This is a genomic window from Pseudomonas sp. 11/12A, assembly GCF_000800055.1.
In the GTDB taxonomy this organism is placed as follows: Bacteria; Pseudomonadota; Gammaproteobacteria; order Pseudomonadales; family Pseudomonadaceae; genus Aquipseudomonas; species Aquipseudomonas mohnii.
The window spans coordinates 1,633,712-1,647,582 of record NZ_JUGV01000001.1 but is presented as its reverse complement, the minus strand read 5'-3'; the positions used below and the strand labels follow the sequence as shown (position 1 = coordinate 1,647,582).

At 55.7% G+C, this 13,871-nt stretch carries 16 protein-coding genes and 1 pseudogene; 8 read left to right on the top strand and 9 right to left on the bottom strand.

All coding sequences use genetic code 11. The annotated features are described in order from the left end of the window. Nucleotides 1-199: 199 nt before the first annotated feature. Complete coding sequence (locus GQ39_RS07680; RefSeq protein ID WP_047528647.1) at nucleotides 200-1,123, bottom strand: magnesium transporter CorA family protein; 924 nt, start codon at nucleotides 1,121-1,123, stop codon at nucleotides 200-202. A 7-nt stretch (nucleotides 1,124-1,130) separates the two neighbouring features. Further along, a complete protein-coding gene (locus GQ39_RS07675; RefSeq protein WP_047528646.1) occupies nucleotides 1,131-2,717 on the bottom strand; it encodes a RimK family protein in 1,587 nt (528 codons plus the stop codon). Between the two features lie 92 nt (nucleotides 2,718-2,809). Here GQ39_RS07675 and rimI point away from each other — a divergent pair, with 92 nt between their 5' ends. Beyond that, the gene (rimI, locus tag GQ39_RS07670) at nucleotides 2,810-3,907 is read left to right on the top strand and encodes a ribosomal protein S18-alanine N-acetyltransferase (RefSeq protein WP_047528645.1); all 1,098 of its coding nucleotides are present in this window, start codon (nucleotides 2,810-2,812) and stop codon (nucleotides 3,905-3,907) included. 53 nt (nucleotides 3,908-3,960) lie between these two features. On the opposite strand, the gene GQ39_RS07665 is transcribed toward rimI, so the two are convergent. Continuing rightward, nucleotides 3,961-5,112 carry a PQQ-dependent sugar dehydrogenase gene (locus GQ39_RS07665; protein WP_047528644.1) on the bottom strand — a complete coding sequence of 384 codons (1,152 nt, stop codon included), beginning with the start codon at nucleotides 5,110-5,112 and terminating at the stop codon, nucleotides 3,961-3,963. A gap of 49 nt (nucleotides 5,113-5,161) precedes the next feature. Then, nucleotides 5,162-5,515, bottom strand: a complete 354-nt coding sequence (locus GQ39_RS07660) for a hypothetical protein (protein ID WP_047528643.1) — start codon at nucleotides 5,513-5,515, stop codon at nucleotides 5,162-5,164. Nucleotides 5,516-5,705: 190 nt separating this feature from the next. Between GQ39_RS07660 and ku the strand changes: the two genes are divergently transcribed. After that, the gene (gene ku / locus GQ39_RS07655) at nucleotides 5,706-6,566 is read left to right on the top strand and encodes a non-homologous end joining protein Ku (protein WP_047528642.1); all 861 of its coding nucleotides are present in this window, start codon (nucleotides 5,706-5,708) and stop codon (nucleotides 6,564-6,566) included. Nucleotides 6,567-6,631: 65 nt separating this feature from the next. Here ku and lpxO read toward each other — a convergent pair whose 3' ends face one another. Together lpxO and GQ39_RS33090 are read right to left on the bottom strand one after the other, a co-directional pair. After that, on the bottom strand, nucleotides 6,632-7,531 hold the full coding sequence (gene lpxO / locus GQ39_RS07650; RefSeq protein ID WP_047538560.1) for a lipid A hydroxylase LpxO: 900 nt from the start codon (nucleotides 7,529-7,531) through the stop codon (nucleotides 6,632-6,634). 613 nt (nucleotides 7,532-8,144) lie between these two features. Further along, complete coding sequence (locus GQ39_RS33090) at nucleotides 8,145-8,315, bottom strand: EAL domain-containing protein (protein ID WP_201774170.1); 171 nt, start codon at nucleotides 8,313-8,315, stop codon at nucleotides 8,145-8,147. A gap of 332 nt (nucleotides 8,316-8,647) precedes the next feature. Here GQ39_RS33090 and GQ39_RS33575 point away from each other — a divergent pair. The 6 genes and pseudogenes from GQ39_RS33575 to GQ39_RS32255 all read left to right on the top strand — a co-directional run. Continuing rightward, nucleotides 8,648-9,087, top strand: a pseudogene (locus GQ39_RS33575) (site-specific integrase); the annotation flags it as partial. 227 nt (nucleotides 9,088-9,314) lie between these two features. Next, nucleotides 9,315-9,524, top strand: a complete 210-nt coding sequence (locus tag GQ39_RS07640; protein ID WP_047528640.1) for a hypothetical protein — start codon at nucleotides 9,315-9,317, stop codon at nucleotides 9,522-9,524. Between the two features lie 52 nt (nucleotides 9,525-9,576). Then, nucleotides 9,577-10,161, top strand: a complete 585-nt coding sequence (locus tag GQ39_RS32260) for a hypothetical protein (RefSeq protein ID WP_152613973.1) — start codon at nucleotides 9,577-9,579, stop codon at nucleotides 10,159-10,161. A gap of 332 nt (nucleotides 10,162-10,493) precedes the next feature. Continuing rightward, on the top strand, nucleotides 10,494-10,811 hold the full coding sequence (locus GQ39_RS07630) for a hypothetical protein (protein ID WP_047528638.1): 318 nt from the start codon (nucleotides 10,494-10,496) through the stop codon (nucleotides 10,809-10,811). A gap of 326 nt (nucleotides 10,812-11,137) precedes the next feature. Next, entirely contained in the window at nucleotides 11,138-11,803 is a 666-nt protein-coding gene (locus tag GQ39_RS07625) for a hypothetical protein (RefSeq protein WP_152613972.1), read from the top strand. A gap of 192 nt (nucleotides 11,804-11,995) precedes the next feature. After that, nucleotides 11,996-12,496 carry a hypothetical protein gene (locus tag GQ39_RS32255; protein ID WP_152613971.1) on the top strand — a complete coding sequence of 167 codons (501 nt, stop codon included), beginning with the start codon at nucleotides 11,996-11,998 and terminating at the stop codon, nucleotides 12,494-12,496. A 1-nt stretch (nucleotide 12,497) separates the two neighbouring features. Here GQ39_RS32255 and GQ39_RS33085 read toward each other — a convergent pair whose 3' ends face one another. The 3 genes from GQ39_RS33085 to GQ39_RS07605 are packed head-to-tail and all read right to left on the bottom strand — an operon-like array spanning nucleotide 12,498 to nucleotide 13,770. Continuing rightward, nucleotides 12,498-13,004 carry a lysis system i-spanin subunit Rz gene (locus tag GQ39_RS33085; protein WP_052193499.1) on the bottom strand — a complete coding sequence of 169 codons (507 nt, stop codon included), beginning with the start codon at nucleotides 13,002-13,004 and terminating at the stop codon, nucleotides 12,498-12,500. Then, the gene (locus GQ39_RS07610; protein WP_047528636.1) at nucleotides 13,001-13,348 is read right to left on the bottom strand and encodes a DUF6527 family protein; all 348 of its coding nucleotides are present in this window, start codon (nucleotides 13,346-13,348) and stop codon (nucleotides 13,001-13,003) included. The genes GQ39_RS33085 and GQ39_RS07610 overlap by 4 nt, the downstream gene beginning before the upstream one ends. Then, complete coding sequence (locus GQ39_RS07605) at nucleotides 13,345-13,770, bottom strand: cell wall hydrolase (protein ID WP_047528635.1); 426 nt, start codon at nucleotides 13,768-13,770, stop codon at nucleotides 13,345-13,347. The genes GQ39_RS07610 and GQ39_RS07605 overlap by 4 nt, the downstream gene beginning before the upstream one ends. Nucleotides 13,771-13,871: the final 101 nt, after the last annotated feature.

The window sequence follows — 13,871 nt, the reverse complement described above, 5'->3', positions numbered from 1 at the left end:
ATTCCGCATACAGCCACCGACCCTGTGGGAGCGGGCTTGCCCGCGAAGGGGTCATCAAATTCAACATCACTGGCGAGTGAAAAACCGCCTTCGCTGGCAAGCCAGCTCCCACCATTTATTTGGTCGTTCACCGATTCCGCATACATCCAATGACTCGGGGGCGGGTTTACCCGCGATGGCAATCTGAACGTTGCCACATTCACTTCGCCAAACGCTTCAACCACAGCACCATCCCACCTGCCCCGAACATCATTGCCAGCAAAAACAACGGATAAGAAAGCCACCACGGGGTCCCTGCCGTCATCATGCTGAACTCGGACATGCCGCCGATACTCGCGATCAGGTTCAGTGGCAAAAACACCACGTTGATCAATGTCAGTTTGCGCAACAGGTTGTTCATGCTGTTGTTCATCAGGTTGCCCCGGGCGTCGATGAGCCCGGAGAACACCGTCGAGTAGATTTCCGCCTGCTTGTAGCACTGGTTGTTTTCGATGATCAGGTCGTCGATCAGGCCAATGGCATGGGCGCCGAAGTGCTCCTTTTCCGCATGATTGCGCAACCGGGTCAGCACCGCGCCGTTACTGTGAATGGCGTTGATGTAATAGATCAGGCTTTCGCTGAGATTGAACATCTGGATCAAGTGCTGGTTCTGCATCGACGCGTTGAATTTCTGCTGCAACTCGCGGGCAACCATCTTGATCACCTTGAGGTGCCCCAGATAGTGATGGATGTTGTTGAACAGCAGTTCGAGCAGCACATCCAGTGGCGTGTTCAGCGGCTGGCGCTTGCCGAGCCCGCTGAGGGGCGCCTCGTCGGTGGCGATCACCAGCAAGCGATCCGGGCAAAACAGCAGGCCGCAGGACGACACTTCGAAGGCCAGGCTGTCGGCGCCTGAGTAATTGTCCGGTCGCTTCCAGATCAAGAAGAGGTTGTCCGGATGAAACTCGATGCGCGACACCTCGTCCGGGTCGAGCGCCGAGGCCAGGGCATGATCATCCAGCTTGAAATGACTGTGCAGCAGGTCCCGTTCGGCGGCGTCGGGATTGCTGAACAACATCACCTCGGCGTCCAGTCTTTCGACCGCGTGCAGCGTGCCGTGGGTCAATTGATAACTTTTGATCATGGGCCGCTCACCAGGCCTGGCCGCGACGCTTTAGCTCCAGGCGCCTGACGAACTCTTCCAGCACCAGTGAATACAGATCGTCCTGCAAATAGGCGTCTTCGATACCGGCGTCCATGTTCGGGTTGTCGTTGACCTCTATCACTACCACTTTGTCGCCGGACTGCTTGAGGTCGACGCCGTACAAGCCATCGCCGATCAGATTCGCGGTCTTCACCGCCAGTTCCACTACCGCGCGGGGGGCTTCGTGAACCGCCAGGGTCCGGCATTCGCCGTTGATGTCCTGGCCCTTGGCCTTGTGGTTGTAGATCTGCCAGTGCCCCTTGGACATGAAGTACTGGCAGGCAAAGATCGGTTTGCGGTTGAGTACGCCGATGCGCCAGTCGTACTCGGTGTAGAAGAATTCCTGGGCCAGCAACAGCACCGAGTGTTCGAACAGCTCGGCCGTGGCTTCGAGCAATGCCTGCTGGCTTTCAACCTTGATCACGCCTCGGGAGAAACAGCCGTCGGGTATTTTCAGCACCAACGGAAAACCCAGGCGCTCGCCAACCCGTTCGAAGTCCTCCGGTCGTTCCTTGTAGAGGATTTCGGTGGCGGGCATGCCCAGTTGATGGCTTTTGAGCAGGTCTGTCAGGTACACCTTGTTGGTGCAGCGCAGGATGGAGGTCGGGTCGTCCATCACCACCAGCCCTTCGCTCTCGGCTTTCTTGGCGAAACGATAGGTGTGGTTGTCGACGCTGGTGGTCTCGCGGATCAGCAAGGCGTCGTACTCGGCAATTCGCGCGTAATCCTTGCGCTCAATCAACTCGACGTCGATACCCAGGGTCTTGCCGACCCTGACAAAGTTGTCCAGTGCCTTGGCATTGGACGGCGGCAAGGCTTCCTGGGGATCGTGCAATATCGCCAGATCATAACGAGCCAGGCGCCTTGATCGCGGTAATCGCCAGATCTTTCGACTAAACGTGTCCAGCGCATTCGCAAACTGATCTTCCTGATCTTCACGCAACTTGTGCAAGGCACCAAACTTTATACCTTCGATGTGCCAACCGTTAGTTCGGCGAAACTCAACTAACAGAATCGGACAGGCAAACACTTCAAATAGTTGGCGCGCCAGATCCTGTAAAGGTTCGATGTTGGTTTTGCCGAAATACAAGGTCAGGGTGAAGCCTTCGGTGTCACTGTAGAGATGATGGCTGAGGGCCTTTTCCAGGGTTTTGTCCAGGTCATCCAGCGCCAGCCCATACAGGGACTTGCGTGTCAGCTCGCTGATGGTACGCACCGATGGAATGACCTTGTGCCCCCGCGCCTCGGCCAGTAGAGAGCAGTAATAGCCATGCCCCAGGTATTTGTAGCTGCGGCACAGGTTGATCACCTGGACGCGTTTGCCCTGGTCATTGTCACGGGTTTGCTCAAGGTACTCCTGGGCCGTAACGATGTCTTCACTGGGGAAGTAAGAGGCCCAGTCTTCCTTGCGTTCGACAATGATAATCAATTGGCTGGAAGTTCTATTCGCATCATTTAAATAAGTTGAAGAAGTGATTGCTGTCGGCAAAGTTTGTTCGGATACTTCGCGCCAATGACCCTGTACCGCTGACATAGTGATTGATCCGTTGGAGAACAAGACCTTTCCTATTAAGCACGAACTTTTTCGAAAGTCCCGTTTCGTTACGCAACTTTTACGGTGGTCATATGAATCTGATTTTTCGGTTGGCGGTCACTGAGGATCTACCGGCACTACTGCAACTTGAAGAACAGTGTTTCACCACGGATCGGCTCAACAGTCGCAGCTTTCAATGGATGATCAATCGGGCACACGGCCAACTGCTGGTGGCCCAGCGCGGCGAGAACCTGGTGGGGTATGCCGTTGTGCTATTCCATCGAGGTACGTCGCTGGCGCGCCTGTATTCGATCGCGATCGCGGTTCAGGCGCGGGGCAGCGGTTTGGGCAAACAATTGCTCGAGCGCATCGAAGCCTGTGCACTGGAGCACGATTGCGCCTATTTGCGGCTGGAAGTGCGCATCGATAACCCGGCGGCCATTGCCCTGTATGAGCGCAATGGCTATCGGCGCTTCGCCTTGATTCACGACTATTACCAGGATCACGCCGACGCGTTGCGCCTGGAAAAGCGCATTCTTGAGCACCGCGCCTCACGAAACATCCAGGTGCCCTATTACCCGCAAACCACCGATTTCACCTGCGGCCCGGCCTGCCTGCTGATGGCCATGGGTGCTCTGCAACAGGGCCGTGTGCTGGAACGCCGCGAAGAACTGCAGATCTGGCGCGAGGCGACCACCGTGTTCATGACGTCCGGTCACGGTGGTTGCAGCCCACAGGGTTTGGCATTGGCGGCCTGGCGACGGGGATTTCGGGTGCGCCTGCAACTCAGCATGGCCGGCCCTTTGTTCCTCGACGGTGTGCGCGACGCGCATAAAAAAGACGTCATGCGCCTGGTGCACGATGAGTTCACACTGCAATTGCAGGCCACCGATGTCGAGTGTGTGATGGGCGGGGCGTTGAACCTGCCACGTCTGCTGGAGCACGGCGGACAGCCGTTGGTACTGATCAGCAGCTATCGACTGACCCGTTCGAAATCTCCGCATTGGGTGATTGTCACCGATTGCGACGACGAATTCGTCTACCTGCATGATCCCGATGTGGATCACAGCCAGCATCGCCAACCCATGGACTGCCAGCATCTGCCGGTCAGCCACGGGGAATTCGACAAGATGTGCACTTTCGGCCGGGACAAGCTGCGGGCGGCGGTCATTTTGTATCGTTGTGAGTGAACGCCCCGTTTTCTGTGGCGAGGGGGCTTGCCCCCACGCCACAGGTATCCGCGTTACTTCAATCCCACCCTGTACAACCCGCCGTTTTCTTCATCGGTCAGCACGTACAAGTAGCCATCCGGCCCCTGTCGCACATCGCGAATGCGTTTGTTCAGCTCACCCAACAAGCGCTCTTCGTGGACCACCCGATCACCGTCGAACTGCAAGCGGATCAACTCCTGAGTCACCAATGCACCGATAAACGCATTGTGCTGCCAGGCCTTGAATCGGTCGCCGTCATAGAACGCCAGGCCGCTGAGGCCGGGGGATTGCTCCCAGACATGGTGCGGTGCGACGGTGCCTACGGCGGTTGTGCCTTGAGCTTCCGGGATCGGCTGGCCGGAGTAGTTGATACCATGGGTGGCCAGCGGCCAGCCGTAATTCTTGCCACGTTCGATGATATTGACCTCGTCTCCGCCCTTGGGACCGTGTTCGTTTTCCCAAAGAGTGCCGGTCCAGGGGTTAAGCGCAGCGCCTTGCGGGTTGCGATGGCCGTAGGACCAGATTTCCGGACGCACACCGGCCTGACCGACAAAAGGGTTGTCGTCCGGCACCTTGCCGTCGGGGTAGATCCGCACCACCTTGCCTTGCAGTTTGTCGAGGTCCTGGGCGGTCAGGCGGTCGTTGTTTTCTCCCAGGGTGATGAACAGATAGCCATCCCGGTCGAACACCAGCCGCGAGCCGAAGTGGTTGCCGACCGACAGTTTCGGTTCCTGGCGAAAAATCACCCGAAAATCCTTGAGTGACGTCAGATCTTCGGACAACCGCCCGCGACCGACGGCGGTCCCTGCCTTATCCCCCTGGCCACCGCCTTCGGCATAGGACAGGTAGATCGTACGGTCTTGCTTGAAGTCGGGTGACAGCGTCACATCCAGCAATCCACCCTGCCCCCTGGCCCAGACCTTGGGCACGCCGCTGATGGGTGCCGACAGTTTTCCGTCAGGCGTCACCAGCCGCAGATGGCCGGGCCGTTCGGTCACCAGCATGCCCTGGCGGTCAGGCAGAAACGCCAGGGCCCAGGGATGTTCCAGCCCAGTCACAATCGGAGTGACTTCAAGCCTGCCCTGCTCGCTCTGCATGTCCTGAGCCGGCGCTGCCAGGACGGACAAAGTGGTGGTCATCAAGGCGCTGGCGCAGACAGTGGCCAGCAGCGTTCTACGCAACATGCACGATTCCTTTTGTCAGGAAAATGCCCAACAGCCTGGCTGCCGGCCATCAAGGATTACGGGTGTCCGAGTCTCGATGAGGCGGATTGGGAATGAATTTGGGTGGGCTGGCGGGCGCCGGGCGATCCTGGGGATAGCGATTGCCGATACCGCCGTTATCGAGGGTCGGTGGCCTCGGTACCGGCACAGTGTTCGGCCCGCGGATGGCCGGCGCACTGGGCTGCGTGCCCTGCATGCTGTTTGGATTGGCGCGGCGAATCGGGCTGTTGTAGGGGTTGTTGTTGCCCGGCAGGTTTTGGGCGATCTGCAACGACGCACCTGCCCTTGCAACTTCAGCCTGCACCGATTGGCTGATGACGCCGCTCAGGGCGAGCGTGATGATGCCAAGCATGCATCGGTTCATGGGGAGCCTCTCGACGTGAGCCAGAATAGAGTCTTCGATAGCACGCTACGCTCGGGGTTCGGATTTGTTAACAAAAACCTCCGACAAGATGTAACACAACGTTGACGCCCCATCGCGGCAGGGCTCAATGCCGCTGAAACTTTTTCAAGAGGCCATGGGTCACCTGATCATCACTCACGAGTAGACGACCATGGCGCGGGCAATCTGGAAGGGCGCAATCAGTTTCGGCCTGGTGCACATCCCCGTGGCGCTGGTCTCGGCAACGTCTTCCCAAGGGGTGGATTTCGACTGGCTCGACAGCCGCAGCATGGATCCGGTTGGCTACAAGCGCGTCAACAAGGTCACCGGTAAAGAAGTCACCAAGGAACACATCGTCAAAGGTGTCCAGTTCGAAAAGGGTCGGTACGTGGTGCTCAGCGAAGAGGACATTCGCTCGGCGCATCCTTTGTCGACCCAGACCATCGACATTTTTGCCTTTGTCGATAGCGACCAGATTCCCTTGCAGAACATCGACACACCTTACTATCTGGCGCCGGATAAACGCGGGGGCAAGGTTTATGCGCTGTTGCGCGAAACGCTCACCCAAACCCAAAAAGTCGCCCTGGCCCGCGTGGTGCTGCATACCCGCCAGTATCTGGCCGCGCTCATGCCGCTGGAATCGGCCATCGTGCTGATGAAATTGCGCTGGCCGGCGGAAGTACGCAGCCTGGACGAGTTGGCGTTAGGCCCTGACGTGACCAAGGCCGAGCTGACCAAGGGCGAACTGGATATGGCCAAGCGACTGGTGGAGGACATGAGCGCCAAATGGTCGCCGGATGACTACCGGGATGAGTTTGAAGACAAGATCATGGCCCTTGTGGAGAAGAAAGCCCACGAAGGCAAGATTGAGGACGTTGAAACAGCCACCGGCGAAGAGCAACGCAAAACAGCGGATGTCATTGACTTGACTGAGCTGCTCAAACGCAGTCTGGGCAGCAAGGCGCCAGGCAAGGCGACCGCAAAGCCCAAGCCGTCCGCCAAACCGGCGGCGAGAAAAAAAGCCAGCACGTAATGGGCGGGCCGCCCAGGATCATCGCAGGCAAGCCCGCGACGCCCTCGGTCGGCTCGGCGAAAGAATCAGACGAGGATGAAGATGGCCAGCAACCCGCCAAAGATTGCCCACTTTTCCAGGTAATAGCGTGTGCGGTTGCGCTTTTTCAGGTCTTTGCCGCGCAGACGAATTTTGTAGATTCTGCCGAACAGTCGATTGATGCCGCCGGTTTTGTCACCCGCCTCATTCGGCGCGCCGGCCGCCGCCATCACATTGCGGCTGAACCAAGTGTTGAACGCGGCCGCCCAGCGATACTTCATCGGGCGTTCAACGTCGCAAAACAGAATGATACGGTTCTGCTCGGTGGCATTTTCAGCGTAATGGATGTAGGTCTCATCGAACATCACCGCTTCACCGTCGCGCCAATGGTAGTTCTCGCCATCGACATTGATGTAGCAACCGGCATCGTTGGGGGTTTCAAGACCCAGGTGATAACGATAGGAACCGGCATACGGGTCGCGGTGACGCACCAGTTTCGAGCCCGGAGGCAATTCGGCGAACATCGCAGCCTTGATCGAACCGATGCTCTGCACCAGTTCGGTGGTGCGCGGACAGAGTTTCATCGCCGATGGATGGCTGTCGCCGTACCACTTGAGGTAGAAGCGTTTCCAGCCTGATTTGAAGAACGAGTTGAAACCGACATCGTCGTACTGGCTCGAGCGTTTGATCTCCCCTGCCCGCAACAGGTTTTGGCCTTCGGCGCGGATTTCTTCCCAGTGAGCCTGCAACGGGCTCAGGTCGGGAAAGTCGGCAGGATTGAGGAAAGGTTTGTTGGGTATCTTCGAGAAGAGATAAAGGAAGCAATTGATCGGGGCCAGAAACGTCGAGTGATCACTCAACTGGCGGCCCAGCTTGTGTCGCACCTGCCCTCGCAGATGGACGTATGCGATGGAGACAACATAGATAGCGGCAATAATGAGTTTCACGGAAATCGTCACACGTCAGAAGTGAACAAACTGCCCCCCTTGGCAGCCCTGGCCCAGGGGTTTGTGCAGAGTCTTAATACGAAAGCTGTCCCGAGGGCACATCCTTGAGCCGGCGCTGCTTATCGGCACCCGATGATCGGTGGCATTTTAGCCACAATTTGTAACCAAAAGTGAACCGAAGCCGCGAAAAACTGTCCGCCCGTACCGCCAAAACATCGCCACTGCCTTTTTGCCTTAAGGCTTAGAGAGCCAGCCCACCCAAACTTTACGGGCCCCCTGATTGACCGGCCTCAGCGCGCTTCGACTTGGGCCAAGCGCTTCACATGCTCCTGTCCACTTATTGCCAGATGGATCTTCCGCTTCTGACCGGGGTGCGTTTCCCGTGATCCGAATGGCGGAACGGGGACTGATTCGGTACTGCCTCAACCCTGGCTATGAATCGCCCCCTGTTACTAGAATAATTCGGATTGCCAAATTTCTCTCTGCTCCGAAAGTTCAAGAGCATCCGCATCCGCAACCTCAATCTCGCGCTGAGCCTCGACCTTCCTGACGAATTCTGGAATTTGATCCGTGGGCAATGGCCGGCTAAACAAATATCCCTGAGAAACTCCCACTACGCCGGTGGTGTTTCCACCCCCTCGGCAATAGTGATTAAACCCACGCTATGAGCCATTTTTACGATGGTCTTGACTATGGCTCGATCATCGGCATCGATTGCGATATCACGCACGAAAGACTGATCGATTTTGAGTTTAAAAATCTTGAACTTCTTGAGATAACTCAACGAGGAATACCCGCCCCAAAGCCATCACTGGACATGCGTACCCCGCGCGAGTGCAAGTTGTCCATGATCTCGATGGCGGAATGAAAAGGTGAGGCAGCCAAACCTGGTAGTAAATGACCAACCAATGGAAGCACCATGTGAAGAGTGCACCCGCCAAATTGCAATCTGTTCGATCTGAGGCTGTTTGTTTAAGCATTGACATGATTACCACCACCCTCCTGCGCGGCCACGGCGTGGCCTTCTCCGGGTGTTCGTCGCCATGCTCTGGTCAAGCTCTCGGCGACTCTGGAAGCCGCAGTTGCCCAAGCGCTGATCAAGAAGAACCCGGCTAACGCACCAAAACCGGAAAAATCGTTTCGTACCACTCAACGAACGTGCACTGCATGCGCTGGAGTTCGCCCGCCAGTACGCCGTGCGACCTGCAAAAGGCGTCGGCCTGGTAAAGACCACGCCCCAGGTGTTCCCGCCGTTGAAGAACAGCGAGTCCACCAAACAGACCTCCGATCTGCACAACCAGTGGGGGCCGGCACGCCAGGCGCTGGCGATGCCTTATCGACCACCGTACAACTGCCGTCATACTTATGCGACAATATGCTCAATGTCCAACATGAACCCCGCATTCATCGCTCAGCAGCTTGGCCACAGTGTCCAAAGGTTGCTGACGACGTATGCGCGTTGGCTCAACTCAAGCTCAGACTGGGCGGAGCTGGAAAAGCTCCAGATTGGTATCAAATCGGTATCAGGCAAAAAAAGACCAGCTCTAACCCATTGATAGGTAAGGTAATTGATCTCCACAGCTAACATCACCATGCAGTTTTGAATGGGGTTTTCTGAGGGTTACAGACAGCATTTACAGGGGGTTCATGCCTCATCAACCCCCACCTTTTCGCACCATTGGCCCAAAAATTGGCCCAAGTCTCCGGCGTCCTGCCGAACGCACACATCCCCCCAAGCCAGATCACGCACTGCTACGCTTTCCTTCTCCACGGAGGAATTCCCATGCCCCATTCAGACCTGCTCCCTTCCCTGCTATTCAAGATCAACGAAAACCAGCTCGCCCTGGAAGCCGCCATCATGGAGCTCACGCTATGGGTCGAGCAGCGCGGAGCGGCAGAAGTCGCCGAGAACGTTCGCGGAGCTCTGGACGCAATCGACCGGAACGAGGAATTCATCAAGATGACGCTGGCAGTGATGATGACGCCGGAGTGACTGCTCATAAAAAAACACCTCGTTTGAGGTCTCTTAATAGTTGGTCTTTTCAATGAAAAATCAAGATATCCTCGAACGCTTCATTCCGCACAGCCTCAGCGCCATCGAAACACTCAACCTTGCGCTTCGATTGAAAACAAGCTGGCAAGAGGCCCAGCCAATGAAGATCTTTGTCAACGATCAACTCACCATCGAAGGTAACTCGAATGCCTTCATCAATCCCGCGATCGAGGCAGGTGTCATTCACAGCAGAGCACTTCTAGAGTTTCTTGGTCTCAACATGAGTAGAAACGGCCGATTGCAAAACCCAATTGGTCCGCGCAAACCAGACGATATCGGTATCGAACTCTTTGCAAATGCAACCGGCTCCCTTGCCCGCGTCTCCCCAACTCAAGCGCTTTCACGCCACCCCGGCGGGGAAGCAGAGGCAGAGCAGTCTCTTCTTTCCGTCTTCCGACTCGCCAATAAGGGACTTGCTCACCTAACCTCGTCGTTTCTTGCGTCACCTGAGGAAACGAGGCTTCTCGAGATTGCAAGCCGCAGAATACCCGCGTTGATTGTCAGCTACTTATACACGCCGCTTGGTATTCCTGCGCCCGCATCCCGACTGAGCAGCCGCCCTCGCCCACCAGGTTAACCCGACTATTAAGCGATTTGCTCTCGACACCTGATCATGTCGAACATCAGTAAGCGGCACCTTTTGGTCGACGACATGCCGTCAAGAGGGTAGACGCGACATTTAATTATGACGTCAACATGGGGTTAAGCGGGGGATCGGCCTTTGAATTCATGAGCTGAATTCAAAAGGGTTCCCCTACCGCTCCGCCCTTCCCCGAAAACCTGGCCCAAGAATTGGCCAAGACCTCCCCGGCGTTCTGCCACTCGTAAACCACTCCCCGTCGCTTCGCCCTCGCCAATTTCAGCCGCCTCTATTACTGTATATAAAAACAGTATTACTAAGGCACGGCCATGGACCTATACGAAATCGAAGACACCAGCGAATGGCTCGGCACGCCAACCCGGCTTGAAACCGTCAAGCATTACGCGAGCATGCTCGAGGAAGACATCCAAGATCTGAAGCGTCAGCTGCAGGCGGCCAAAGAGAACATCACCAGCCTGGTCGCGATGAACGACCAGCTATCCGCAGAGCTTCAGAAGAACCGGGCATGGATGGCCAACCTTGAAGCGGAAACCACTGAGCAGCTGGCAGAAATTCAAAGTCTGTCGATGGTGCGCGACCAGAACGATAAGCTGCGCAGAGAGCTTGAAGCAGCCAGGCGCCAGTGAGTCAGCGGCTCACTTCTCTGACATAGGCCAGGCGCGGCACCCTGGTAGCAATAGATCGCAATGAAGAGTTTATCAACATGACGCTCGCGGTCATGATGACGCCGGAGTGATTGGGGGCAGCACGAGTTGTGCGGATTAGCTGGCGTTTTTGGCTTGGGGGTTTTAAAGGGCTTGAGGGGGTATTTCGCCCCTCTACCCCCCCCCCTGGAAACCGCTGATTAGGTACAAAAAGTGGTACGAGAAATTATTTGTCAAATGAATCACAGTAGACTCATATGCACAGCATCATTAACCTAAGCCATCAATTTACCGCAACGGTGTAGGAAATGGCTTTCCCGGAAAATATCTTTGTACCGATTGGCGTTGTTTCAGCAGCCTTGATTGCAGGAGCTATTGCCTACGCTGGATTCATTTCGACAAAAGAATCAAAAGTCTCAGAGTTTAGACAGAATTGGATTAACAGTCTTAGAGATGAAATTTCAAAATATATTTCCTGCGTAGATGCACTAATCGAACACATAAGAAAAGATAATGCAGGAAAGATGTTTGCACCAGCGAAGGAGATGGAAAAGAAACTGGAGCGCAGTGAGCTTTATACCGAGATGCTCCAAGCTAGGATAAGCATCCTCCTTAGAATCAATGACAAAGAGAAAAAACTAGAAGACTTTGAAAGAAATGAAAAATTCCTTACCCTCATCGATGGAATTTATACAAAATTTGAAAACATGAAATTTTCCGATGTTCATGAAGACATAATACTTTTGACCTCGGCCTCAAGAGATCTACTTAAGCATGAGTGGAATCGCGCTCGTGATGGGGAGAAAAAATTTAAAGAGGCCAAGGCTGTTTCTGAATGGACAATGGGAGCAGCAGGGGCAGTTTTAATGGCTATTTTGATGACCATTGGCTATGAAGCCCTAACAGCGGCGTTAACCAGCGCTCCAGTAAGCCTCAAAAATGGTGCAATCACGGCGCTCAAAGCCCCAGAGTAACCTAGCTATAGGAGAGCCCCCGTGTAACAGTTACAGCTGTACAAATCAGGCACCGAGCGTTTACGCAAGTGCCTTTTTCGTGCCAGCATGGATTGATTTGACTTAGTTATACCAGCTTAATGATAGCTATTCGGGGCTGTATCCACTCAGCTAAAAAAGAACACAGGCACAGTAAAAATTAGGGAGATATCTATGACTGCGCAGTTCCGAGCATTGCCATGGCAAAAACGGTCCGATGCTATTCGGCAGGCTTGTGGAGAGCCTGTGGTATCAAACAGGAGCGAACCAGAGGGACGAATTCAATCATTAGTCGCTGAGTTCGGAATCGGTTTCGAGCCGCAGAACCTGCCGACACAATATGCCGAGGCGTCGTCAGGGGAATGCTATTTGAATGCGTTTAAGCTGGCCCTCAGCAATCAGTGCCTGACCTATGTCGAAGGTTACGCCATACCTTCGGATAAATTCGGCATAACTCAACATGCATGGTGTGTTGGTTCAGACGAGAAAATAATTGATCCAACCTGGAGGGATTCTGCAGGCTGCACGTATTTTGGAATTGGATTCAAAACGGAAGCACTTCGAAAGGCTAAAGGCTTCCCAATAATCACCGAAGACACACAGCCATCTTGGATCAAGCATAATGCCAAGCCGGGACTTCACTACGCAGACAGCCAAAAACGTCGACCGCTGTGAATCACCGGCACACATCCTTGATATACGCTTGCGCAGCCTTCAAGGCTACTTGATCGGCAATGATCCCGGCGCGGATATCGAAAACAGCTCGTCCAGCAGCTGGAGCGAGTTCGACGGTTCCGCCATTGCCCAGGCTGGTGGTGCTGGCGGTACCGGGCACGTTGCCGCTATTGGCACTACAGCTTCCCGCGATGCGCAGCCGGCGAGCGCCATCGGCAACAGCGCGGCGCAGAGTTTCATTCTCAGCGAGGTCATGCGTTTTCTCCTTGGTTGCTTTGGCGTCGATATCGTCTCGAATCTTTTCGGCGACTTGCTGCTTCTCCAGCGCAGTGCGCACCTGGTCGGAGGCCGCATTGCTGATGGCGGTCAGATCGGACTGATAAGCCCCGGACTGCTCGGCCAACTGCTTGCCGTAGCGCCACTCCTGCACCTTCCAAGTGGCGCCCGCCGTCAGCAGCAACAGCGCCAGTACGCCGGCCACCGCCGTCTTCAGCACGGCGGGCGTCATTGCTCATCCTCCCAATCAGGCAGGTCGACAGTCTGGCCGGCCAGCGCATGCGTGCAGTCACCCAGGAACTGGATACGGCCATCGGTCACGAACGAGTGACAGACCTTCTTCAGATCCTTGGAGGCATCGTCAAATTCGCCAGGGTTGTCGCTCGGTTCGCTCCAGGTCACCAGAACCGAGGGCGTGAAGGTCGGCTTCTCGACATTTCCATTCCAGCCCCAGCGCGGGCCCGGGCCAGGCCCGTGGGAAATCCCGTGGACCATCTGGCAGCCTGGGCATTCGAAGAAAAGCCGATCCTCCTCGGATTTGGCGAGGACTCGGGAGAGCCTAGTAAAGGCTGTCATGGCACATCCTTGAAGAAGACGTGGCGGCCGAGCTCCAACGTCTGCTTGGCGCTCTTCACCCACACCGGTGGCTTCGGCATGGTGGTCGCGTAGTAGTGCGTGGCGCCGCCGGTAGGATCCGGCACTTTCCCGGCTATAACCTGTTCAGCAGCGATCTTGGCCTGGGCAAACTCACGGAATGGGATCTGCTTTGCACCGCTCAGGTAGGCGAAGTTCGGGTCGTTCTTGTTCCAGCAGCTGAACTGGTACGGCTTCTGGCAGACGCCGGCATACCCCTCCCCCCACCAGGACTTGGCATTGCCGTCGTCCACGCGATTACGGATCGTCCAGGCGACGGCGATCTGACCGGCCAGACTTTCGCCGCGTGCTTCCCCCCAGAGGGTCCGAGCTAGAACATCGAGGTCTTTTTCAGTTGCGGTCATGCTTTTCTCCAGGCGAAAAAATGCCCGCGCTTGGCGGGCTGAATAGCCGAAATTTGTAGTCGATAGCTGTGGTGATTCATCGCGGCGGCGTTGATATCATC